Genomic DNA, 22,858 nt, shown 5'->3' with positions numbered 1-22,858 from the left:
CGCGATTCCAATCCGAATCGCTGGCACCAGCATCGCTGGTTCCGCTATCTTGGGGCATCCATGGCCGAACTGGCAAATGACCGCATAAGCTCCGACTGCCGACGGCTGTTCACGACACCGTAGCTGGTGAACGTCGTCAGGACATGCTCATGGCCTAAATTTTGGGACCACGCTTTGAATTGTTCCGGCGTCTTGCAGAGCGTCTCCCCAAGCAGCGCGAGCGTCTTGCGGATGCTGTGCGGGTTGAAATAATCCAAACCAGCCGCGACGAAAGCATTCTTAAAGATCACACGAATCGGACCGGCATTGCTCCAGTGCTTGCGATCCAGCCCCACCGCTCTGAATCTGCAATCGTCGCCCACTGCGACTTTAGTCGCCGGGAAAAGCGGGTCGTCCAGGCCCCAGAGCTTTTCTGTCCGCAGATAGGCCACCCACTCGGCCAGCACAGTTCGTATGTCTTCGCCCACCGGGAAAAAGGTGGTGACAAACGACTTGGCAAATTTGGTGTGCACCTCGCGGGCGTCCTGGTCGATCGTCCCTTCAGTTATATCGATGTGGCGGAGCTTGAACGACGCAACCGCGCCGTCGCGCGCGCCAGTTAAGATCGTGAAGGCGATTAACGCGCGGTCACGCCGCTCGATTTCAGTGTTCGCAGGCATCGACCGGATCACATGCCGAATTTGCTCCAAGGTCGGGACCCGCTCCGAGCGGGTCGCCTTCGCGATCCGGGTCTCCTTGACCGAAAGGTTGAAATACTCCGCATCCGGATAGGAGATGCGCGATTTGTAACCGGGCTGCCCGGCAAGCCAGGTGAAGAACCGCTTCAGGGCGGTCAAGGTGGCGTAGAGCGTCGCTTTGCTCAGCGGCTGGCCCCGCTGGTTGCTTCGCTGGCCGGCAAGATCGCGCTTGAAGGCTTTGGCCTGCTCGATATGAAACGCCTTGAAGTCTTTGAAACGAGTGTACGCTTCGAACCGTGCAATCGCCTTCGCCGCTGCGTCAATCGTTGGCTCGCTGTAGCCTTGAGCCTCGGCCAGGTACGCGAAATACTGCCGCTTTATGCGCTCGTTTGCGGCATTGTGCCCGTTCATCAGTAGTTGTCTCCGCTTGAGTCACAGTTCACGTTAGGCTTCGCCGTCTCTTCTATGCGTAGTCGTGCTTGTGTAATCGAAAGGTCGAGATCGCCGCGCACCGCGTCCAGGTTCAGCAAGTTGACCCGGCGATAGATCATTCGGTTGCAGTCGGGACAGATGCCCTGAAGCGTACCGGTGGTGTCACCCCCCCTTATGCATTCGGCCATGTTGCCGGCGGGCATTTTCGGGGCGCGGCAAGGCAGGCAGTAGATTCGGCCGGGACCGCAGGTCTGTTTCGTCCGTGCCCGGCGATCGGCAAGAAACCGGCGAACTTCCTGACCTCGGATCAAAGTTGGGCGCCGATCGTCGATCGGTTCCAAGCCTTGCCCGACCCAGTTGCGCACTGTGTTCTTGTGGACCTTGAACAAACGCGCCAGGTCCTCCACCGAGTAGCTGTGATGGATTTTCGCAAGGCGCGGGTTAGGGTGCCGATACCCCATTTCAGCGCGCGTGCTCGGACGTTAATGCCTTCAGGAAACGCGCGTCGGCGTCTGACGTGTCGCGCGCGGTGCGGGATTGAAGCCACTGCTCCAGGTCCACGGTGCGGTACACGACCCGCCGTCCTAGTTTGCAGTAGGTCGGACCGTTACCATTGAGTCGGAGCTTGGCAAGCGTGCTTTCCGACAAACCTACGAGCCGAGCCGCCTCGCTAGTGGTAACGACCTTCGCAAAATTCGTCATGTACGTCCTCTTTGCTGAATCAGCCGACTTCTCTCGGCATTCCCAGCAATGTCAGGACATCTACTATTCAGTCGCGGTGAATCTTGGCGGAGATATTGATACCCGGAAAAACGGTATCTGAGAGAGCCTCTCAGCTACCATTTTTTGCACCCCTTGCCTTTTTGAGCCCCTCTCGAACAACGTTCAATGGTGACGCACGCAATTCTCCAAGTTTCCGCTTGGCGTACTCGATATCTGCCGTATGACGGAAGTATTCTTGCGCGTGTTCTTCGATAATGTCCTTAACGGCGCGCGTATCAAGCTGCTCCTCGAGCTGTCCGGCCATCTGTGCAGCCCGAAGGGACATCATAAAATCATCATCAAAGCCGTAAGCTTTTTCCCAGCTTCGAAGCGTTTCGACGCTTTGCCCTATGGCGCGAGCAACGTCCTCCAGCGCCCTATATTTTTTAACGCCTTTTCCTATCAGGAAATGGACGTGACAGAGCGCCATCAGCTTCCAAAAATAAAGTGCGACAGGGTTTCCTTGTCTCCGCGTTTGACTGGGTTTGACTAAATCATCAACCTCTCCGAGCTCTAGCGCAAACAGCGCGTGTTGTAGCGGGAACCTCCAGAACGAGCTGTTGGCTGAGCACGAGACCAGCAGTTCGCGAATGGTCGGCCTCAGCGGCGCGTCTTTCATCGTAATCTCAAACTCTTCCATGACTTCGTGAATTGCGGAGAGCATAGGGTCGCTATCATCGACATGATTCCACGAGAAGTAGACTCCGACATATTCGACGACGTGCGAATCGACGGAAAAATTGACGCCCAATCGCTCTTCGAGGCGTAGTCTCAGGTCGGGTCGCGACTTCAACATCTCGTAGCCCGCGAGGTGGCTTTGCGCCCAGAGCATCAGCTCAGCCCAGAGATACCACCAAATCGAAATTGCCTGACGTGCCGCTTCAAGCTTACCTTCTTCAGAGACTAAGCCATGAGCGGGGTCTGTCGTTTCGTACAATTTGGCCAAGCTTTGGAGCTGGACTTCGCAATACTTGAGGATGTCGCCCCGTCGCTGTGATCCGGCTTTGATCGGCGCGACGCTGGATTTTCTATTTCGCGACACCGGCGTGTCTAGCTCCCGTGTTGCCCGGGTGCTGCCCCGATCAATCCGAGTGTCAAGGAGTTAAAAATCTCACAGAAATTCCGACTCAAAATCAACTGGTTACTGGCGCGCCCGAAGAGATTCGAACTCCTGACCCCCAGATTCGTAGTCTGGTGCTCTATCCAGCTGAGCTACGGGCGCGTTTGTCGGCGTAAATCGCGGAAATTCAGAGTGGTTCGTTTCGGAACAGCGTCCCGAAAGCGGGCCATTGCTAACGGCTCCCGGTCGGCTTTGCAAGCGGCGGCTACACCGGCAGCGCCGTATGACAAGAACTTCCGTATGATGATTCCACGGGGAGCGGCGCGACAAGGCACGCCTGCTAACCTTATGGCAAGAAAATCGAAATCCGCCTTCACGGAGCAGCGACAATCTCGAAATCGATCAGGCGCGGGCGCGTTCGTTGCGTATTGTTTGCAACTCCACCGGACGATCCGGGATCGAAATCCGGAACGTTGCGCCTATGGTGCCTTCCACCAGATGGATGTCGCCGCCATGCGCACGCACCAGTTCCGCCGCGATCGCAAGGCCGAGACCGCTGCCTCCCGGGCGTACCGATCCCTGGAAGGCCTCGAACAGGTGGTTGCGCGCCTGTTGCGGAACGCCCGGTCCGGTATCGGAAACCTCGATGAACGCCACCGCGCCTTCGCGGCGGCCGGTAACCCTGATTTGCCGGGTCGCAACATCGTTTCGCGGCTGGCTCTCCAAGGCCTGTGCGGCGTTGCGCACGAGATTGAGCAGAATGCGGAAAAGCTGATCGGGATCCGCATCGACGGTAAGGCCGCGCTCGATCGCGTTGATCCAGGTGATGGATCCGTCCGGGGCCAGTCCGGCCGACTCCCGCACCTCGTTGACGACGGGCTCGATCGCCATCAGCCGCCGGTCGGGGGCGGCCTCCTGCGCCCGTCCGTAAGACAACGTCGACTGGCAGAACGCGATGGCGCGCTCCAGCGAGCGCATTAGTTTTGGCGCGAACCGCTGCACCCGGGGATCGGGTACGCTGGCCAACTGGTCGGAGAGCAGCTGCGAGGAAGCCAATAGATTGCGCAGGTCGTGATTAATCTTCGAAACGGCGAGGCCGAGCGCAGCCAGCCGACTCTTCTGATGCAGCATCGACACGAGGTCGCGCTGCATGTCGGAGAGTTCACGCTCGGCGACGCCGATTTCGTCGCCGCGCTGCGAGGGCACGATAATCCGCGCCGAGCTCTCGGGATTCTGATGAAAGCCCACAAGATTCGCAGTCAGACGGCGCATCGGGCGGACGAAAAGGTAGTGCAGCGCCAGATAGACCAATGCCGCGGTCAGAATAGCTATCGCCAGCGAGACCAGCAACAGGTTGCGTGAAAAGCGGTACATCGACTGGCGCAGCGGCTCCTCGTCGGTGACGACTTCGATGAATTGCGCGCCGCGCGGCCCGGGTCCGATGATGCGGATCGCCTGGTTGCCGCTCTCGAGCATGGTTTCGAATGAGCCGACGATGGCCGACCACGGCGTCAGGGTGCGCATGTCGATGTCATGGTCGATCGCCGCCGGCAGATCTGCGCTCGCGAGCAGCCGGCGCTGCTGACCCATCTTGATGGCGACCGCACGCGCGCCGATGCTGCCGAGAATTTGCCGCGCGAGCGAATCGGGCACCATGCCCGACGGCGCCGCGTCGAGCACCAGTGCGGCCGTGTTCGCTGCCGCCAGCCGATCATTGAGCCGGTTGACCCGGAAATTGGCGATCGAAGGCACATAAATCAGGATTTCAGCGATCATCACCAGCGGAATCGTCAGCAGCAGGAGCTTGCCTGACAGGCCGAGCCGGCCGCGCAACGACAGACGCGCGGCCCGAATCCGGAGCTGTTCAATCGCCTGTGACACGGTTGTCCTCTGCAAGCCTGCGGCAAATTGACGGTGATCCGCGCTCCTAAAACGGACGATGCCGGCTTCAGGACCAATTGCTGGAACACATGCGTAATATAGGTCGGAGCGAAATTTTGGCCAATTCGGCCGACCCCGGAAACGATACAGGGCGAGATTGACGAAAAGAGGCCGCTCCCGTATAAGCCGCGCCAATTGTCCGTGACGGCTCGGTTTCAGCCGGGGCAGCTTGTTCGAGCCAAAAAACGGCTCGGTTCAGGTCGGCATTACCGGACTTCATCTCAAATCAGGCGACGTGCCCGGTCAGCGGAGACTCCCGTGAAACGGACTTATCAACCCAGTAAATTGGTACGCAAGCGCCGTCACGGCTTTCGTGCCCGCCTCGCAACCACCGGCGGCCGGAAAGTTCTTGCCGCGCGGCGCGCGCGGGGCCGCAAGCGCCTGAGCGCCTGAGCGGATCGTCCCGAGATCATCATGGACCGGTTGAGGCAACGGGCGGACTTCCTCGCCGTTGCCCATGGGCCGCGGGTGAACGCCCCTGCCTTCGTGGTACAGAATCGCCTCCGCGACGACGGCGGTCCGATCAGGATCGGCTTTACGGTGACCAAAAGAAATGGCACCGCGACCGAGCGAAACCGCATCCGCCGCAGGCTTCGCGAATTGGTGAAGCGCATGGACGCCGTATCCATGCGACCGCACAGCGATTATGTGATAATCGGCCGCCGTGCTGCGCTCAACCGCCGTTTCGCAGTGATGCTTGATGATTTGCGTTCGGCGTTCCATCGCCTCGACCGCCGGCATCAAGGATGACGCGGCGTCAAACCGGCGGCATCAACGGTGCATCCAGCCGCACCCCGAATCGAGTGACGAGACCCTGAACGATGTCTGAGAACCGCAATACCATTATCGCTATCGTTCTGTCGGCTCTCGTGCTGATCGCCTGGCAGTATTTCTACAATATCCCGCAAATGGAAAAGGATCGCGCCGCGCAACAGGCGCAAAGCGAGCTCGCCAAGTCTCAGAAGGAGTCCTCCGAGGCCGCACCGAATTCACCCACGCCCGGTCAGCCCGCGGCTAAATCTGCCGTGGTTGCCCGGGATGTTGCCATTGCGTCCAAGCCGCGCGTCAAGATCCACACCCCTCGCCTGAGCGGAAGCCTGTCGCTGACTGGCGCGCGCATCGACGACCTCCTGCTGACCAAGTATCGCGAGACGGTCGATCCCGCGTCTCCCGCAATCGAGTTGTTTTCGCCCTCCGGCACGGCCAATCCGTATTATGCTGAATTCGGATGGGTTCCGGCCACCGGATCGACCGTCCGGGTTCCGGACCGCGATACTCCATGGCAGCAAGAGGGGTCAGGCGCACTGACCGAGTCCACCCCGGTCACGCTGAAATACGACAACGGCGAAGGACTGACGTTCCGCCGCACGATCTCGGTCGATGATCAGTACCTTTTCACGATAAAGGACGAGGTCTCAAACACCGGCAGCGCGCCGGTGACGCTGTATCCGTTCGCGCTGATTTCGCGCCACGGCACGCCGCAGGTCTCGGGCTACTATATTCTGCATGAAGGCCTCATCGGCTATCTCGGCGACCAGAAACTGCAGGAGTATTCCTACAAGAAAATCGATGAGGCCAAGTCCGTCAGCTTCGATGTCACCAATGGCTGGCTTGGCATCACCGACAAATACTGGGCCGCGGCCCTGCTGCCCGACACGAGCGCGCGATTGCAGGCGCGCTTCTCGTCCGATCAGGCGGGTTCAGTCAAGACCTACCAGACCGACTACCTGGAGGATGCGCGGACAATCCCGGCCGGCGGCACCGGCTCGCTCAGCACGCGCCTTTTCGCGGGCGCCAAGGAAGCGGGCGTTGTCGGCCTCAATTTTCCATTGGTGGAGCTTGGCGGCTACAACAAGCAACTCGGCCTCAACCATTTCGACCTGCTGATCGATTGGGGCTGGTTCTACTTCATTACCAAGCCGATGTTCCTCGCACTGGACTTCTTCTTTCATGTGTTCGGCAACTTCGGTGTCGCGATCCTGGTTGTGACCGTGCTGATCAAGCTGGTCTTCTTCCCGCTTGCCAACAGATCCTACGCCTCGATGGCAAAGATGAAGGCGGTCCAGCCGCAGATCACCGCGCTGAAGGAGCAATATCCGGACGACAGGATGAAGCTGCAGCAGGAGATGATGGAGATCTACAAGAAGGAGAAGATCAACCCGATCTCGGGCTGTCTTCCGATGCTCTTGCAGATTCCCGTGTTCTTCTCGCTCTACAAGGTGCTGTTCGTGACCATCGAGATGCGTCACGCACCATTCTTCGCCTGGATCAAGGACCTGTCCGCGCCCGATCCGACCCACATCTTCAATCTGTTCGGACTGCTGCCATACGACCCCTCCGTGGTGCCGCTGTTGGGGCCCTATCTGGCGATCGGTGCGTGGCCGATCATCATGGGCATCACGATGTGGTTCCAGATGAAGTTGAATCCGACGCCGCCGGATCCGACCCAGAAGATCATCTTCGACTGGATGCCGGTGATATTCACCTTCATGCTCGCGGCTTTCCCGGCCGGTCTCGTGATCTACTGGGCCTGGAATAACACGCTGTCGGTGATCCAGCAGAGCTACATCATGCGCCGCAACGGCGTGAAGGTGGAGTTGTTTGATAACGTGAAGTCGACCTTCCGCCGCAAACCCTCCGACAACCCGGCGAAGAAAACCACATAGACCGGTCTTCGCCATGCGGTCGCTGCGATGAACATGACGGACGAAGCCATCCGATGTCCGGCGAGAGCGTTTCTGAATTCAGCCGCGACGCGCAAGATCGGCTGATCGTACCGCGAACGCGCAGTGCCATGTCAGAAAGGCCTCTTCGCATGACGCCCGACCCCGATGCGGCGCTGATCGAGCAAGGCCGAAGGCTGTTTGCCGGGGACTGGCAATTCATCTGGGCGTCGCCCTCGATCGAAACGCTGCCGCCCATGGCTGGCCTCGAGGTCGCATTCGCCGGACGCTCCAATGTCGGCAAGTCGAGCCTGATCAACGCGCTGACTGGCCGCAACGCGCTGGCCCGAACCTCGCGCACCCCCGGACGAACCCAGGAATTGATCTTCTTCGAGGGTCCCAAGGGCACCGATGTCCGGTTGGTCGACATGCCGGGTTATGGCTTTGCGTCGGCGCCGAAGGACAGAATCGCGTCCTGGACCTCGTTGATCCACCGGTTCCTGCTCGGGCGCGCGACCCTTGCGCGGGTCTATGTGCTAATCGACTCCCGCCATGGCATCAAGGACACTGACCGGAACGTCCTGACCACTCTCGACAGAGCCGCGGTAAGTTACCAGGTGGTGCTCACCAAGGCCGACGAGGTGAAGGCCGCCGAACTTGAGAAGCGAATTGACGCGACCAGGACGCAACTCCTCAGCCACTCCGCGGCGTTTCCGGACGTGCTGGCCACGTCGTCGCGCACAGGTTACGGAATGCCGGAGTTGCGCGCCGCGATGGCCCGCCTGATTGGAGAACATCAGCGATGACGCAGGTCGGTTCGTTTAGGGTCGTCGTGTTCGCGGCAGGACTGATGGGCGCGGCAGGCGTCATTCTGGCGGCGGTCGCGGCGCACAAGGCGGGCGGCACCCTTCTGCCGGCAGCGTCGTCAATGCTTCTGTTTCATGCGCCCGCCGCGCTTCTGGCGACGCTTCTTGCCGATCGGCAGATTGTTCGTTCGCGCCTCGGTCTTGCCGCAGCCGGCAGCTTCGTCGCAGGAGCGACCCTGTTCAGCACCGACCTGACGATGCTGCAATTCCTCGAGCACCGGCTTTTCCCGATGGCGGCTCCCACCGGCGGAACGCTGATGATCCTCGGCTGGCTGGTGCTCGCGGTCGCCGCCGTCTGGCCCCGCGCCAAGGCCCGTTCCGACCAGTCCGGATCCTGACCCGACGCGGCTTTGCGATCCTGCCGCCGATCGGCTATAGCGTTTTCGAGCGAAGCATGTCCTTGGGCCGTGACCCAAGGATGGATACCGGTTTGCGTGAAGAAAACGCGTCAAAACAACGTCTAGAGTTTCGCTTCATCCCGCCGGCCGAGAGATCAGCTTCATGTCCGATGACCCCCGCATCAGCCCGCTCGATCAGGCGCGTATCCTGTCCGAGGCGCTGCCGCACATGCAGCGATATGACGAGGAGACCATCGTCATCAAGTACGGCGGCCACGCGATGGGCTCGGAGAACGTCGCTCGCCAGTTTGCCCGCGACATCGTGCTGCTCGAGCAGACCGCGATCAATCCGGTGGTGGTGCATGGCGGAGGCCCTCAGATCGCGGCCATGCTGCAACGGCTTGGGATCAAATCCGAGTTCGCCGCCGGCTTGCGCATCACCGACGCGGCGACGATTGAAATCGTCGAGATGGTGCTTGCCGGTTCGATCAACAAGCAACTGGTCGGCTACATCAACGAGGCCGGTGGCAAGGCTGTCGGACTCTGCGGCAAGGACGGCAACATGGTCACCGCCTCGAAGGCCACGCGGATGATGGCGGATCCGGATTCCAACATCGAGAAGGTCATCGACCTCGGCTTTGTGGGCGAGCCCGAACACGTCGATCTGACGCTTCTGAATCAGCTGATCGGCCACGAACTGATCCCGGTTCTGGCGCCGCTGGCCACCTCGACAGGCGGCCAGACCTTCAACGTCAATGCCGATATTTTCGCCGGCGCGGTGGCCGGCGCGTTGAAGGCCAAGCGCCTGCTGCTTCTCACCGACGTTCCCGGCGTGCTCGACAAGTCGAAAAAGCTCATTCCGGAGCTATCGATCAGCGACGCCCGCAAGCTGATCGCCGACGGGACGATTTCGGGTGGCATGATCCCGAAGGTCGAAACCTGCATTTACGCGCTCGAACAGGGCGTCGGCGGCGTGGTCATCATCGACGGCAAGACTCCTCACGCGGTTCTGCTGGAGCTTTTTACCGATCAGGGTACGGGAACGCTGATTCACAAGTGATCGACGCGACGCGACAGCCACAACGCGGTTTCAGTCACATCGACACCTGGGTGTTCGATCTCGACAACACGCTCTATCCGCATCACGTCAATCTCTGGCAACAGGTCGACGCCCGGATCGGCGAATATATCGGCCAGTTCCTCAACGTCGATCCCGTTCAGGCGCGACGCATCCAGAAGGATTACTACAAGCGCTTCGGCACCAGCATGCGCGGCATGATGACCGAGCACGGCGTCTCGCCCGACGACTATCTCGCTTACGTCCATCAGATCGACCACTCGCCGCTCGACCCCAATCCGGCGATGGGCGCGGCGATCGAAAAGCTTCCGGGCCGCAAGCTGATTCTGACCAACGGCTCGACCGCCCACGCCGGCAAGGTGCTGGAGCGACTCGGTTTCGGACATCACTTCGAGGCCGTGTTCGACATCATCGCCGCGGAGATGGAGCCGAAGCCCTCACCGCAGACTTATCGTCGCTTTCTCGAACGGCATCACGTCGATGCCGCGAGAAGCGCGATGTTCGAGGATCTGGCGCGCAATCTCGTCGTCCCGCATGAACTCGGGATGACGACCGTGCTGGTGGTGCCGGACGGGACACGCGAGGTCGTGCGCGAGGATTGGGAAATGGAAGGCCGCGGCGGTGCGCCGCACGTCGACCACGTCACCGACGATCTCTCCGGCTTTCTGGCAGGGCTGACGGCGCGCTCAGCTTGACATGTCTGCCGCCGTCCAAGAGAACAACCGCGTTGACAAACTACATCCGCGTAGTAACGGCGCAGGAAAATCCTATGTCCACCGCATCGCTCGAAACCACCATCAACGGCGCGTTTGACGCGCGAGAGACCATCACCCCCGCGACCAAAGGCGAGGTGCGCGAGGCGGTCGATCATGCGCTCGGCCTGCTCGACAAGGGCGAGGCGCGCGTCGCCGAGCGTGCGGCCGACGGCAGGTGGACGGTCAATCAGTGGCTCAAAAAGGCCGTGCTGCTGTCGTTCCGCCTCAATGACATGACGACGATCCCTGGCGGCCCGGGCAAAGCCGCGTGGTGGGACAAGGTGCCGTCGAAGTTCGAGGGCTGGGACGAGAACCGGTTTCGTAGCGCCGGTTTCCGGGCCGTGCCGGGTGCGATCGTGCGCCGCTCGGCTTTCATCGCAAGGAACGTCGTGTTGATGCCGTCGTTCGTCAATCTTGGCGCTTACGTTGACGAGAGCACCATGGTCGACACCTGGTGCACGGTGGGCTCCTGTGCCCAGATCGGCAAGCGGGTCCACATCTCCGGCGGCGCGGGCATCGGCGGCGTATTGGAGCCGCTGCAAGCCGGGCCCGTGATCATCGAGGACGATTGCTTCATCGGCGCGCGCTCGGAAGTGGCGGAAGGCGTGATCGTGCGCAAGGGCGCGGTGCTGTCGATGGGTGTTTTCCTCGGCGCCTCGACCAAGATCGTCGACCGCACCACCGGCGAAATCTTCATGGGCGAAGTGCCGGAATACGCGGTGGTGGTGCCGGGCGCGCTGCCGGGCAAGCCGCTGGGAAACGGTCAGCCCGGTCCGTCCACCGCCTGCGCGGTCATCGTCAAGCGCGTCGATGAACGCACCCGCTCCAAGACCGGCATCAACGAACTGCTGCGGGACTGATAACGACGATGGAAAACAATGCGCTTTCCATCGCTCGCGATCTCGTTCGCTGCCCGTCGGTCACGCCGGCGGATGCAGGCGCGCTCGGCGTGCTGGAGACGCTGCTCAAGGGCGCCGGATTTGATGTCCACCGCATCACCTTCAGCGAACCGGGCGCTGCCGACATCGACAATCTGTATGCCCGTATCGGCACGACCGGCCCTCACATCGCGTTCGCCGGCCATACGGACGTCGTGCCTCCAGGCGATGAGAGCGCTTGGACCCGTGGCGCGTTCTCTGGCGACGTGGTTGATGGTTTTCTCTACGGGCGCGGCGCGGTCGACATGAAGGGCGGGATCGCCTGCGGCGTCGCGGCCGCGCTGGACTATCTGGCGGCGCATGGCGGCCAGCCGGGGAAAGACGGCAACGGTTCGATCTCGTTCCTGATCACCGGCGACGAGGAAGACATCGCCGTCAACGGCACCGTCAAGCTGATGCAATGGGCCGACGCGCGCGGCGAGAAATTCGATCACTGCGTACTCGGCGAGCCCAGCAATGTTGAAGAACTCGGCGACTGCATCAAGATCGGCCGCCGCGGCTCGCAATCCGGCACGCTGTATGTCGATGGCGTGCAGGGGCACGTCGCCTATCCGCACCGCGCGTCGAATCCGATTCCGGACATCGCCGCGCTGATCACGGCGCTCGTCAGCGAGCCGCTGGATCAGGGCAGCGCCCAGTTCCAGCCCTCCAATCTGGAGTTCACTTCGGTCGATGTCGGCAATCCGGCGGCCAATGTGATTCCCGGTCAGGCGCGCGCGAAATTCAACATTCGCTTCAACGATCATCACAGTCAGGAATCACTGCGCGCACTGATCGAAGCGCGCGTCGCCAAAGCCTCGGGCAATCGCATTCGGACCCGCATCGTGTGGGAGCCCTCGAATGCCGACGTATTCCTGACCAAGCCCGGCCCGTTCACCGATCTCGTGGCCGCGGCCGTGGAGGACGTCACCGGCCGCAGACCGGAGTTGAGCACCGGCGGCGGCACGTCGGATGCGCGTTTCATCAAGGACTATTGCCCGGTGATCGAGTTTGGCTTGGTCGGACAGACGATGCACCAGATCGACGAGCGCACGCCGGTGACCGACCTCGAAAGACTGACCCGCATCTATCGCGGCGTGCTGGACCGCTACTTCGCATGAACGGCAAAATCCTCGTCCTCACCGCCATCGACGACGAACTCGACAAGGCGCGCGCTCCCGACGGCGTCCGGGTGATCTACACCGGAGTCGGCAAGATCAATGCCGCCAGCGCAACCACGCTGGCGCTGCTGACGCTGCACCCGGCGCTTGTCATCAACTACGGCACCGCGGGAAAGATCAATGAGACGCTTCAGGGCCTCGTGGAAGTGTCAAGCGTTGTCCAGCGCGATATGATGGCGATGCCACTGGCGCCGCGCGGACGCACGCCGTTCGCCCCGGAACTCGATTTTTTGACTTCAGGCCAGGGTGGCGTCGTCTGCGGGACCGGCGACAGTTTTGTTACAAGCTCCGATCCGTGGCTGATCGAGAACAACATCGACATCGTCGATATGGAGCTGTTCGCCGTTGCGCAAGTGTGCCGGCGGCACGGCCTGCCATGGCGCGGGTTCAAGTTCATCACCGACGACGCCAACGACCTCGCGCATCAGGACTGGACCGCCAATGTAAAGGACGGCGAGGGTCTGTTCTGGGATGCACTGGAACGGATTCGCTTTTGAAGCATTTTCCGGCGAAGTGGGTACCGGTTCGCCGCGAGAAAAAAGCGACCAGACAATCGTTTCCAGAGCATGGTCCGATTAAACTCGATCAGAGCGCGCTCTCATCAGAAGAGAAAAGGCTCCATGCTAAAACAGAGTACGCTGCCGCATCGCGGCCGATAGCGTCCCCTCGTCGAGATAATCAAGTTCGCCCCCGACCGGAACGCCGTGGGCGAGCCGCGTCACCTTCACATTGGCGTCGCCGAGCAGATCGGTGATGTAATGCGCGGTGGTCTGGCCGTCGACGGTGGCATTCAGAGCCAGCACGATTTCTGTCACGCGCGAATCATGCGCCCGCGACACCAGCGCATCGATGGTGAGGTCCTGCGGGCCGACGCCATCGAGCGGCGACAGCGTGGCGCCGAGCACGTGATAGAATCCGTTGGTAGCGCCAGCACGCTCCAGCGCCCAGAGGTCCGCCACATCGGCAACCACGACGATGATGGACGGATCGCGTCGGACATCCGTGCAGACCGTGCATGGGCTGCGGGTGTCGATGTTACCGCAGGTTTCGCAGACCAGGATCCTGTCGATCGCAACCTGTAGTGCGCTTGCCAGAGGCGCCATCAACGCCTCGCGTTTCTTGATCAGGTGCAACGCCGCCCGCCGCGCCGAGCGCGGGCCAAGCCCCGGCAGCCGCGCGAGCAACTGGATCAAACGATCGATCTCGGGTCCGGTGACGGCGGTCGGCATCTTCTATCTATCTTTTAGAGCGTTTTCGAGCGAAGTGGTGGATAACGGTTCGCGTGAAGAAAACGCGTCAAATCAAAAAGCCCCCGCTTCTGATTGAATCAGAAGCGTGTAATTTTGGGGCTGACGCATTTTATGCGCGGATCACGAGAACCCCAAGCCGGGCGGCAGACCGAGCCCGCCGGTCAATGCCTGCATCTTCTCCTGCATTGCGACCTCCGCCTTGCGGCGCGCATCGCCAAGCGCGGTCACGACAAGATCCTCAAGGATTTCACGTTCGTCGGGCTTGATCAGGGACGGATCGATCGAGATCCCCTTGACGTCCATCTTGGCGGTCATCCGCACGGTGACAAGGCCGCCGCCGGACGTGCCCTCGACCTCGATGTGGTCGAGTTCGTCCTGCATCGCCTTCATCTTGGATTGAAACTGAGCCGCCTGCTTCATCATGCCGAGAAAATCAGCCATCAAACTTTCCTTTTTTGCTGGAGTCTTCCGATTCTGACTCCATCGGAGCCCAAGGCTCTAATCGCCGCTGTCGAGATCGTCGGCCAGTTCGTCAGGAGCGGTATCAGAATCCGGCGACGATAAAGCGAATTTTCGTACCTCGACCACTTTGGCGCCGGGAAAACGCGCCAGCACATCCTGCACGCGCGGATCGGCCTCTGCGGCGCGCTCCCGCTCGCTTTTTTGCAGCAACGCCTGAGAGCGCAATGTCGGCTGGCCCGGCTCGTTGGAAACGATTACGGTCCAGCGCCGGCCTGTCCACTGTTCCAGCTTGCGCGCAAGATCGTTCACAAGCGTGCGCGCCGCGCTGCGCTCCAGCGCGACCTCAAGCCGGCCGTCCTCCATGCGGACCAACCGCATGTCGGCCTCCAGCGCTGCCTTGATGATCAGATCACGCTTTTCGCCGGCAAGCGCCACCAGTTCGGTAAAGCTCTCGATCCGCACGGCGGGAGTTGCGCTTGCGCCCGCTGTGTCGACCGATGGCGCGACGGCCTGCGGATGAGCCGGCTGTGCCGCCGCACGCGGCGACAATGAACGCGCAGCCGACGATTGGACGGATGACACCGGCCCCGGTGTCGATCGGGGCGGCGCGGCGTTGTTGGCGGCAACTGGCGATTCACCGCCATTCCGGTCCAGCAGCCGGATCGCCTCATCAGGCGTCGGAAGATCCGCAACATAGGCGATGCGCACAAGCACCATCTCGGCCGCTGCCGCCGGCCGCGTCGCGCCCTGAACCTCCGTGATCCCTTTCAGCAGCATCTGCCACATCCGCGACAGCACGCGCATCGACAGTTTCACGGCGAAATCGCGAGCGCGCAGACGCTCCGTTTCCCCGAATGCGACATTATCGGCGATCGCCGGAACGATCTTGATCCGTGTCACGAAGTTGACGAATTCGGCCAAATCACTGAGTACGACGACCGGATCGGCGCCGGTCTCGTATTGAGAACGAAACTCGCCGAATGCGCTCGCGATGTCGCCTCGCGCTAACGCCTCGAACAGATCGATGATCCGCGTACGGTCTGCAAGACCCAGCATCTGCCGTACGGCGTCGGCCCGAACCACGCCGGCGGCATGAGCGATGGCCTGGTCGAGCAGCGACAGGGAATCTCGCACCGAGCCTTCGGCCGCCCTCGCCACGATGCCGAGCGCCTCCGGCTCCACCTCGACATTCTCTTTCGCCGCAATACTGGCAAGGTGCGCCATCAGCACCTCGGCTTCGACACGGCGGAGGTCGAACCGCTGACAGCGCGACAGCACCGTCACCGGCACTTTCCGGATCTCGGTGGTCGCGAACACGAATTTCGCGTGCTCCGGCGGCTCTTCCAGCGTCTTCAGGAACGCGTTGAAGGCCGGCGTCGACAGCATGTGAACTTCGTCGATGATGTAGACCTTGTAGCGTGCGCTCGACGGCGCGTAGCGCACGCCGTCGTTGATCTGCCTGACATCGTCGACGCCGGTATGAGAAGCGGCGTCCATCTCCAGCACATCGATATGCCGGCTTTCCATAATGGCCCGGCAATGCACGCCGAGTTGCGGCATCCGGATGGTGGGTCCCTGCACCGAGCCGTCCGCAAGCTCGTAGTTCAGCGCACGCGCAAGAATTCGCGCGGTGGTGGTTTTTCCCACGCCGCGCACGCCGGTGAGGATCCAGGCCTGCGGAATCCTCCCCGTTTCAAACGCATTGGACACGGTGCGCACCAGCGCCTCCTGTCCGATGAGATCGTCAAAGCTGGCCGGACGGTATTTGCGCGCCAGCACCCGGTACTGCGCACTCGATGCGGCTGGCATCACGCCGAGGTCGAGGCCGGTTTCACCGGCCGCGTCATCGGGGAGCATTGGAGGATGGCCAGCATCGGTCATTGAGCGATCCGCAATTTTCTCTCTCGAAGCCGGCTTGCGGAACAACGGAGCGAACCTTCGGGCCGCGCCGATCCGACGCTGGCAAGATCTGCGAAAAACCTGGCTCACCCAAAAGAGGTAGGAGACTGACGAGCGACCCGATCCGGACCTCGTTAGGGCTGCTTCCTTCCGGACCTGACCCGGTTGGCGAGTGGCTCGTCCACCGCCAATCTCCCGTTTCCTATTTGGGGCCAAAAGCACAGGAAAGCAAGCAGCGAGGCCCCCCTCGGAAACAAGCTGTTGCGAACCATTGACCGCGGCGGATCGCCGCGCCAGTTTGCATCGGTATTCCTTAAAAAGTGTCCGCAACGAATGTCCGAAGCCTGGTCGCTTCACCCGCAGCTCGACAACGACACAGTCGGCATCGGCGACCTGCCGCTCAGCCGGCTTCTGCTCAGCAAGGACGCCAGCTATCCCTGGCTCATTCTGGTGCCAAGACGGCCTGGCGCGATCGAGATCATCGACCTTGATCGCGACGACCGCGCACGCCTGATGACGGAGATCGCTCACGCGTCCGCCGTAAGAGCGACGCCGCTTGGCCGCGCCCGATCTGGGGCGCAGCGCCCGCGCTCGCATATGACGCGGCAGAACTTGGAGCATTCCTGGGTGCGATCCGGCGCAGGACAGGATGTTGTTAGAGCATTGCGGAACTCTCGCCCACGGAACCCGCGAGTTTTAGGCGCTTGTCTCGATCTCCCGCCTCGGCAAGAATTCCCGTATGAAAAAGCCACGCATCCTGTGTGTCGGCCTTCCCGTCCGTGACCTGACCTTTCGCGTGCCGGATCTGCCGGCACGCGGATCCAAGGCCGAAGCAACGCATTTCGGGGAAATCGCCGGCGGCAACGCGTTCAACGCCGCGGTCGCCATTTCCCGGCTCGGCGGCCGGGCGGCGTTCTGCGGCCCCATGGGGGATGCCGGCGAAACATCCAGCCGCTACATCTTCGACAAAGCGGCGGAACTCGGCATTGCGATGCAGGACATCGTTCACATGCCGGGTCTGGTGACGCCGATCTCCACCGTCATGATCGATCCCGGCGGCGAGCGAACCATCATCACCTTCCGCGATCCCGAATTGTGGAAAGTGCGCCTGCCCGAGGCTGACAAGCTGCTTGCAGATTGCAATGCCATTCTGGTCGAAAGTCGCTGCGCGGCGTTCTGCACCGGTCTTTGCGCTGAAGCGCGGCGGCGCGGCATTCCCGTCGTCGTTGATATCGATAGCGTGATGCCGATGCACGGCGGTCTTTTGACCGCATCCTCCCATCTGATTTTCTCCAGTGAAGCGCTTCAAGCCACCGCCGGCATCGCCGACGACGCGGCCGCATTGCAGAAGCTCGCCAAACTCACTCCATCCTTCCTTGCCGGAACGCGCGGCTCCCAAGGGACGGTGTGGCTCGATCCGAACGGCAACGTCCTTCGCCAGACCGCCACCTTTCCGGTCCGCACCGTGGATACACTGGGCGCCGGAGACGTCTTCCATGGCGCATTCGTTCTCGCCATCATCGAGAACCAGAATCTTGAAGCCGCACTCAGGTTCGCCTCCGCCGCGGCCGCCATCAAATGCACCCGCTTCGGCGGCGCCCTCGCCTGTCCGCAACGTGCTGAAGTGGAAGCCTTTTTAGAGCATAGGAGTTCGAATCAGGCGGAGTCCTGCTGACCGCCCCTTGTGCTGGAATATTTTTCTATATAATAGCTTGAGTTCCCCCGCTATTGGAATAATGTTCTACCCATGAGCGAGCTTGCCCTCCAGACCCTTGAATCCGGTCGTCGCCTCGACGCCATCGACCGCAAGATCCTCACCGTGCTCCAGGAGGACGCATCCCTCTCGGTGGCCGAGATCGGCGACCGGGTCGGGTTGTCCTCGACCCCCTGCTGGAAACGAATCCAGCGGCTCGAAGCCGACGGCATCATCCTGCGCCGGGTGGCGCTGGTCGATCAGAACAAGATCGGGCTCGGCATCACAGTGTTCGTGTCGGTGGAAAGCGGCGACCACTCGGATGCCTGGCTGACCACCTTCGCCAACGCGGTCAGCGCGATGCCCGAGGTGATGGAGCTCTATCGCATGGCAGGCGACGTCGATTACATGCTGCGCGTCGTGGTTGCCGACATGGCGAGCTACGATCTCTTTTACAAAAAGCTGATCAGCGCCGTGGCGCTCAAGAACGTCACTTCGCGATTCGCGATGGAAAAGATCAAATCGGTGACGGCGCTGCCGGTGCCGGCAGCAGGTGCGGCTTAGAACGCTTTCGAGCGAAGTGGATCCCGGTTCGCGTGACAAGAGCGCGCCAAATCGGCTTCACCCGTCTATTCGTCATCATCAAATCTTCTGATTGTATTCGCCGACCTCGGGATGGGTGCGCAGTACGCTGTCCATCGCCTCGAACATGTCGCGCATTCGCTGTTCGGAGACCGGACTTTCCACCACGACCACCAGTTCGGGCTTGTTCGATGACGCCCGCACCAAACCCCAGCTGCCATCTTCCGCGGTCACCCGGATGCCGTTGACCGTGACGAGATCGCGGATCGGCTGGCCGGCCACCTTGTCGCCGTTGGCCTTGGCCGCCTCGAAATGCTTCACCACGCTGTCAACGATGCCGTACTTGGCCTCGTCGGCGCAATGCGGCGACATGGTCGGCGACGACCAGGTTTTGGGCAAGGCGTCCTTCAGATCGGCCAGCGATTTGCCGGCTGCACGGTCGAGCATCTCGCACACGGCGATCGCCGAGATCAGTCCGTCGTCATAACCGCGGCCCATCGGCGCGTTGAAGAAGAAATGGCCGGATTTCTCGAAACCGGCGAGCGCGCCGAGTTCATTGGTGCGCCGCTTCATATAGGAATGACCGGTTTTCCAGTAGGTCACCCTGGCGCCCTGCTGCTGCAACACGGGATCGGTGACGAACAACCCGGTCGATTTCACATCGACAACGAAATGCGCGTCCTTGTGGATCGCCGACATATCGCGCGCCAGCATGACGCCGACCTTGTCGGCGAAGATTTCCTCGCCGGTGTTGTCGACCACGCCACATCGATCCCCGTCGCCGTCAAAACCGAGACCGGCATCGGCCTTGTTTTCGAGCACCGCATCGCGGATCGCGTGCAGCATCTTCATGTCTTCCGGGTTCGGATTGTACTTCGGGAAGCTGTGGTCGAGCTCGGTATCCAGCGGGACGACCTCGCAGCCGATCGCCTCCATCACCTGCGGCGCGAACGCGCCGGCGGTGCCGTTGCCGCACGCCACGACGACCTTCAGCTTGCGCTTCAGCTTCGGCCGCTTCGTCAGGTCGGCGATGTAGCGCTCCGGGAAATTCTCGTGAAACTGATAGGAGCCCCCAGCCCTGTCGGCGAAGGCTGCGCCGAGCACAATCTCCTTCAGCCTGTTCATCTCGTCAGGCCCGAACGTCAGCGGCCGGTTGGCGCCCATCTTGACGCCAGTCCAGCCGTTGTCGTTATGCGAGGCCGTCACCATGGCGACGCAGGGCACGTCAAGCTCGAACTGCGCGAAGTACGCCATCGGCGTCATGCAAAGCCCGATGTCGTGAACCTTGCAGCCCGACGCCAGCAGGCCGGAGATCAGCGCGTATTTGATCGATGACGAATAGCTGCGGAAATCGTGACCGGTGACGATCTCCTTCTTCTGGCCGAGTTCACCGATCAGCGTGCCGAGCCCCATGCCCAGCGCCTGGATGCCCATCAGGTTGATTTCCTTGCCAAACAGCCAGCGCGCGTCATATTCGCGAAAGCCGGTCGGCTTCACCATCGGCTCGGACTCATAGGCATAGGTATTCGGCGCCAGAACGGGTTTCGGCTTTGGAAACATGCAGATGGGCCTCGTTAGAATGACAGGGATGAACGTAGGTGACGTGCAGCCTCATAGGCAAAGACAGCATTGGCGAGTGCAGGGCCGCCTTGCAGGCAGCATGTTCCCGTGAACGGCAATTACGGCATAATTCGCAACGGCAGGCCGTCGCAACCACGATTAACGGCGGCGGCCTATTGTTCCAGCACCATCCGCCCATTAGCGAATTCGAAGCGCTTGAGCTTGGATAAAAAAGACAGACCAAGCAGATTCTCAGATAGCGCCTCGTCGGGCAGCACCATGGCATCGACATCGCGCACGATGAGGCCGCCGACGTCGATCCTGGCGAGCCGGGTGCGCGCCGCCTTGAGCTTGCCGTTGGCCGTCGTCACGGTCGTCGTGTAATCGTTCCGCGAGGGCCGCAGGCCGACCCGCGCGGCCGAACTTTCGTTGAGCGCGACCACGGAGGCGCCGGTGTCGACCATGAAGCCGATGCGCTCGCCGTCGATCCGGCCTTCCGTCTGGAAGTGGCCCCGGCCGTCGCGTGCAATGCTGATGCTGCGGATGCCGTCGCGATCGCGATCCGGAATTGCCTCGAATGCTGTCGACTGCGTGGACGTCGTGGGCCGCGCGGCTGCGGTGGTGGTCATCTCGTCGGCCAGTTGCGCCATATAGGTGCCGGCGCCGATCAGAAGCGCGGCAAAAATCATCAGATTACGCATGGCGCATACTCACTGACAGATGACGACAGGTCTCGCGACCCCCGACAGCCCGCCACGAGCGGTGGCGAAGCTGTTATTTGTGCCAAAAGGATGAGTGAAGCGTTAACGCAGGTGGCGAGCTGTGAGGCGATCGAAAAGACCTCCAGCGTTTTCGAACGAAGTGGATGACCGGTTCACGCGAAGAAAACGCGTCAGATCAAAAAGCTAGATCACGATGATTTTGGATCGAATCGATCCAAAATCATGAACGTGATCGATTCCAATATTTTAGAGGCGGAAGACCGCTACCTACACACTTTCATCCCGCTCCAGAGGCTTTCACCGTGTCCATGAAGCGGTGAAAGACTCTAGCGGCCATCTTCCGTCGTCAAGACGAACGCCATGACAGCATAGCGCCTGTGGATCAGCATCAAAAGTTCGGTCGATGACGAGGACCGTTCAGCACCCCGCCACGAGAGATCGAACGAACAATCGATCCAACCGTCGTCGCGGCGCTTGGCTTCCGCAAAACGAGCCTCGTAGCCCGCTCCTTGGGCCAGCCGAGGCAGCTCGATGACCGCCCGCATCTGTGCATCGTCGGCGACGATCAACCGGGCACGGCGTTCGCGGGGAATGAAATAGTCGATCCATTTCAGCGCCCACAGAGTCACGACGGCCAGTACGGTGGCAGCCATGCCGAGCACGAGCTGACCTCCACCCAGCGAGAGCCCGATCACTGTCATCAGCCACAGCGTCGCCGCCGTGGTGACGCCGGCGATAAGATCACCCTTCTTGAAGATGGTGCCGGCTCCGATGAACCCGACGCCGGTCAGAATGCCGAGCGGCAAACGCATGACGTCAATCTGGACAAAAGACTCACCCGTCTTGCCGCTGGTCGATAGCAGGATGTTTGCCTGGATCATGGCGATCGAAGCGGCAAGACCGACCAGAATGGTGGTGCGAAATCCGGCCGCGTGCCCTTGCACGCCCCGGTCAAATCCCACGATACCGCCGGCGACCATCGTCAGAGCGAGGCGGATCGCGATATCCGACCAGGTCGGCTGCAGAGGCATGTCCATGAAAGCCTCAAGGTGGGTCACGGCGCGAGACACAATGTTAACGCCTCGTCAATGGCGCCAGTTCCTGGTCACCCGGCCGCTTCAGGTCCCGCGCGGCTTGACCCGCCGTGTCGGCGTCGCATTGGCCGGATCATCCGGCCAGGGATGCCGGGGATAGCGCCCGCGCAGATCCGAGCGAACGGCGGCATAGCTGCCGCGCCAGAAGCCCGGCAGGTCACGCGTCACCTGAACCGGGCGATGCGCCGGCGACAGCAATTCCAGAACCAGTGGCACCTTGCCTTGCGCGATCGATGGATGCGTCGTCAGGCCGAACAATTCCTGCAATCGGACGGCGATGGTCGGCCCCTGCCCGGTTTCGTAGTCGATCGCGAGCATCGTGCCGGTCGGCGCCTCGAAATGGGTCGGCGCCTCCCGCTCCATCCGCGCGCGCAAGCTCCATGGCAACAGCGCCATCAGCGCGTCCGACAGATCGCCGGCCGAAAATTCCTTCAAAGCGGTCTTGTCGGAGAGCGTGGGCACGAGCCAACTTTCGCTCGTGGCCGCAAGCCCGGCGTCGGAGAGGTCCGGCCACTCCTCGCCTTCCGCCGCGCGCAGGAACATGACGCGGTCGCGCCATTGCTTCAGCGGTTTCGACCACGGCAGGCGATCCAGACCCGCATCGATCAGTCCTGCCGCCAGGATGCGCGCTGTCGTAACCGAGGGCGCGACCGCGAGCGGCGACTCGGCAAGCGTGATTGCGTGCAGCCGCTTGCGCCGCCGCGCCCGCAAACTCATCGCCGTGCGATCGAACGTGACCTCGTCGGCGGTATCGATCTGGTCAGCGAAAAGCCTTTCGATGTCGGCCTGCGCGGTCGGCACGGCCAGCAGAATGCGGCCGTTGGCTGCGGTGCCGGTCAGTTCGGCAACTGCGATGTAGGGCGCGCGCGCCAGCACGGACGCCGGATCGACCGACGCACCACGGCCGTTGGCAAGCACGAACGACC

24 protein-coding genes, 1 tRNA gene, 1 other RNA gene and 1 pseudogene are annotated in these 22,858 nt (G+C 61.6%); 13 read left to right on the top strand and 14 right to left on the bottom strand.

What is annotated here, in order from left to right:
* Positions 1–44: 44 nt before the first annotated feature.
* The 6 genes from NB311A_RS09265 to NB311A_RS09240 form a co-directional block, all read right to left on the bottom strand.
* Entirely contained in the window at positions 45–1,088 is a 1,044-nt protein-coding gene (locus tag NB311A_RS09265; protein WP_009798264.1) for a site-specific integrase, read from the bottom strand.
* The gene (locus tag NB311A_RS09260) at positions 1,088–1,570 is read right to left on the bottom strand and encodes a helix-turn-helix domain-containing protein (protein WP_040674673.1); all 483 of its coding nucleotides are present in this window, start codon (positions 1,568–1,570) and stop codon (positions 1,088–1,090) included. Before NB311A_RS09260 ends, NB311A_RS09265 begins: the two co-directional genes overlap by 1 nt.
* Position 1,571: 1 nt before the next feature.
* A complete protein-coding gene (locus NB311A_RS09255; RefSeq protein WP_009798262.1) occupies positions 1,572–1,811 on the bottom strand; it encodes an AlpA family transcriptional regulator in 240 nt (79 codons plus the stop codon).
* A gap of 130 nt (positions 1,812–1,941) precedes the next feature.
* Positions 1,942–2,913: a hypothetical protein gene (locus NB311A_RS09250; RefSeq protein ID WP_009798261.1), complete on the bottom strand. Its 972-nt coding sequence runs from the start codon at positions 2,911–2,913 to the stop codon at positions 1,942–1,944.
* A 103-nt stretch (positions 2,914–3,016) separates the two neighbouring features.
* Positions 3,017–3,093: transfer RNA gene (locus tag NB311A_RS09245), tRNA-Arg, on the bottom strand.
* A 240-nt stretch (positions 3,094–3,333) separates the two neighbouring features.
* Entirely contained in the window at positions 3,334–4,812 is a 1,479-nt protein-coding gene (locus tag NB311A_RS09240) for a HAMP domain-containing sensor histidine kinase (protein ID WP_009798260.1), read from the bottom strand.
* Positions 4,813–5,130: 318 nt separating this feature from the next.
* Here NB311A_RS09240 and rpmH point away from each other — a divergent pair, with 318 nt between their 5' ends.
* The 10 genes from rpmH to NB311A_RS09195 all read left to right on the top strand — a co-directional run bounded on the left by rpmH (position 5,131) and on the right by NB311A_RS09195 (position 13,167).
* A complete protein-coding gene (gene rpmH / locus NB311A_RS20515) occupies positions 5,131–5,265 on the top strand; it encodes a 50S ribosomal protein L34 (protein ID WP_006609582.1) in 135 nt (44 codons plus the stop codon).
* A gap of 21 nt (positions 5,266–5,286) precedes the next feature.
* A complete protein-coding gene (gene rnpA, locus NB311A_RS20510; protein ID WP_083780431.1) occupies positions 5,287–5,622 on the top strand; it encodes a ribonuclease P protein component in 336 nt (111 codons plus the stop codon).
* Positions 5,623–5,693: 71 nt separating this feature from the next.
* Complete coding sequence (gene yidC, locus NB311A_RS09230; RefSeq protein WP_009798257.1) at positions 5,694–7,538, top strand: membrane protein insertase YidC; 1,845 nt, start codon at positions 5,694–5,696, stop codon at positions 7,536–7,538.
* A gap of 149 nt (positions 7,539–7,687) precedes the next feature.
* Entirely contained in the window at positions 7,688–8,341 is a 654-nt protein-coding gene (gene yihA / locus NB311A_RS09225; RefSeq protein ID WP_040674767.1) for a ribosome biogenesis GTP-binding protein YihA/YsxC, read from the top strand.
* Positions 8,338–8,739: a DUF423 domain-containing protein gene (locus NB311A_RS09220; RefSeq protein WP_009798255.1), complete on the top strand. Its 402-nt coding sequence runs from the start codon at positions 8,338–8,340 to the stop codon at positions 8,737–8,739. Before yihA ends, NB311A_RS09220 begins: the two co-directional genes overlap by 4 nt.
* Before the next feature lie 163 nt (positions 8,740–8,902).
* Complete coding sequence (gene argB, locus NB311A_RS09215) at positions 8,903–9,799, top strand: acetylglutamate kinase (RefSeq protein ID WP_009798254.1); 897 nt, start codon at positions 8,903–8,905, stop codon at positions 9,797–9,799.
* Positions 9,796–10,512 carry a pyrimidine 5'-nucleotidase gene (locus tag NB311A_RS09210; protein WP_009798253.1) on the top strand — a complete coding sequence of 239 codons (717 nt, stop codon included), beginning with the start codon at positions 9,796–9,798 and terminating at the stop codon, positions 10,510–10,512. Before argB ends, NB311A_RS09210 begins: the two co-directional genes overlap by 4 nt.
* 74 nt (positions 10,513–10,586) lie before the next feature.
* On the top strand, positions 10,587–11,432 hold the full coding sequence (dapD, locus tag NB311A_RS09205) for a 2,3,4,5-tetrahydropyridine-2,6-dicarboxylate N-succinyltransferase (RefSeq protein WP_009798252.1): 846 nt from the start codon (positions 10,587–10,589) through the stop codon (positions 11,430–11,432).
* Positions 11,433–11,440: 8 nt separating this feature from the next.
* Positions 11,441–12,610 (top strand): succinyl-diaminopimelate desuccinylase, encoded by a 1,170-nt coding sequence (dapE, locus tag NB311A_RS09200; protein ID WP_009798251.1) that lies wholly within the window; start codon positions 11,441–11,443, stop codon positions 12,608–12,610.
* Complete coding sequence (locus NB311A_RS09195; protein WP_009798250.1) at positions 12,607–13,167, top strand: 5'-methylthioadenosine nucleosidase; 561 nt, start codon at positions 12,607–12,609, stop codon at positions 13,165–13,167. The genes dapE and NB311A_RS09195 overlap by 4 nt, the downstream gene beginning before the upstream one ends.
* Positions 13,168–13,293: 126 nt before the next feature.
* Here the strand turns inward: NB311A_RS09195 and recR are convergent, their stop codons facing one another.
* The 4 genes from recR to ffs all read right to left on the bottom strand — a co-directional run bounded on the left by recR (position 13,294) and on the right by ffs (position 16,477).
* Positions 13,294–13,899: a recombination mediator RecR gene (recR, locus tag NB311A_RS09190; protein WP_009798249.1), complete on the bottom strand. Its 606-nt coding sequence runs from the start codon at positions 13,897–13,899 to the stop codon at positions 13,294–13,296.
* A gap of 141 nt (positions 13,900–14,040) precedes the next feature.
* The gene (locus NB311A_RS09185) at positions 14,041–14,361 is read right to left on the bottom strand and encodes a YbaB/EbfC family nucleoid-associated protein (RefSeq protein WP_009798248.1); all 321 of its coding nucleotides are present in this window, start codon (positions 14,359–14,361) and stop codon (positions 14,041–14,043) included.
* Positions 14,362–14,418: 57 nt separating this feature from the next.
* Positions 14,419–16,263 carry a DNA polymerase III subunit gamma/tau gene (locus NB311A_RS09180; RefSeq protein WP_040674665.1) on the bottom strand — a complete coding sequence of 615 codons (1,845 nt, stop codon included), beginning with the start codon at positions 16,261–16,263 and terminating at the stop codon, positions 14,419–14,421.
* A gap of 117 nt (positions 16,264–16,380) precedes the next feature.
* An RNA gene (gene ffs / locus NB311A_RS20505) (signal recognition particle sRNA small type) lies at positions 16,381–16,477 on the bottom strand.
* Positions 16,478–16,614: 137 nt separating this feature from the next.
* On the opposite strand from ffs, the pseudogene NB311A_RS22610 reads away from it, so the two are divergent.
* The 3 genes and pseudogenes from NB311A_RS22610 to NB311A_RS09165 all read left to right on the top strand — a co-directional run bounded on the left by NB311A_RS22610 (position 16,615) and on the right by NB311A_RS09165 (position 18,538).
* Positions 16,615–16,940 (top strand): annotated as a pseudogene (locus tag NB311A_RS22610) (HIT domain-containing protein).
* Positions 16,941–17,020: 80 nt separating this feature from the next.
* Entirely contained in the window at positions 17,021–17,956 is a 936-nt protein-coding gene (locus NB311A_RS09170; protein ID WP_009798245.1) for a sugar kinase, read from the top strand.
* Between the two features lie 72 nt (positions 17,957–18,028).
* Positions 18,029–18,538 carry an Lrp/AsnC family transcriptional regulator gene (locus NB311A_RS09165; RefSeq protein WP_009798244.1) on the top strand — a complete coding sequence of 170 codons (510 nt, stop codon included), beginning with the start codon at positions 18,029–18,031 and terminating at the stop codon, positions 18,536–18,538.
* A 78-nt stretch (positions 18,539–18,616) separates the two neighbouring features.
* On the opposite strand, the gene NB311A_RS09160 is transcribed toward NB311A_RS09165, so the two are convergent.
* The 4 genes from NB311A_RS09160 to NB311A_RS09145 all read right to left on the bottom strand — a co-directional run.
* Positions 18,617–20,116: a phosphomannomutase/phosphoglucomutase gene (locus NB311A_RS09160; protein WP_009798243.1), complete on the bottom strand. Its 1,500-nt coding sequence runs from the start codon at positions 20,114–20,116 to the stop codon at positions 18,617–18,619.
* Between the two features lie 173 nt (positions 20,117–20,289).
* Positions 20,290–20,817, bottom strand: a complete 528-nt coding sequence (locus NB311A_RS09155) for a TIGR02281 family clan AA aspartic protease (protein WP_009798242.1) — start codon at positions 20,815–20,817, stop codon at positions 20,290–20,292.
* 347 nt (positions 20,818–21,164) lie between these two features.
* Positions 21,165–21,875, bottom strand: a complete 711-nt coding sequence (locus NB311A_RS09150; RefSeq protein ID WP_009798241.1) for an MgtC/SapB family protein — start codon at positions 21,873–21,875, stop codon at positions 21,165–21,167.
* 81 nt (positions 21,876–21,956) lie between these two features.
* Positions 21,957–22,858, bottom strand: a 902-nt coding sequence (locus NB311A_RS09145) for an ATP-dependent helicase C-terminal domain-containing protein (protein ID WP_009798240.1), incomplete at its 5' end; no start/stop codon positions are given.

The organism is Nitrobacter sp. Nb-311A, assembly GCF_000152905.1.
In the GTDB taxonomy this organism is placed as follows: Bacteria; Pseudomonadota; Alphaproteobacteria; order Rhizobiales; family Xanthobacteraceae; genus Nitrobacter.
This window is presented reverse-complemented; position numbering and strand designations above follow the sequence as displayed.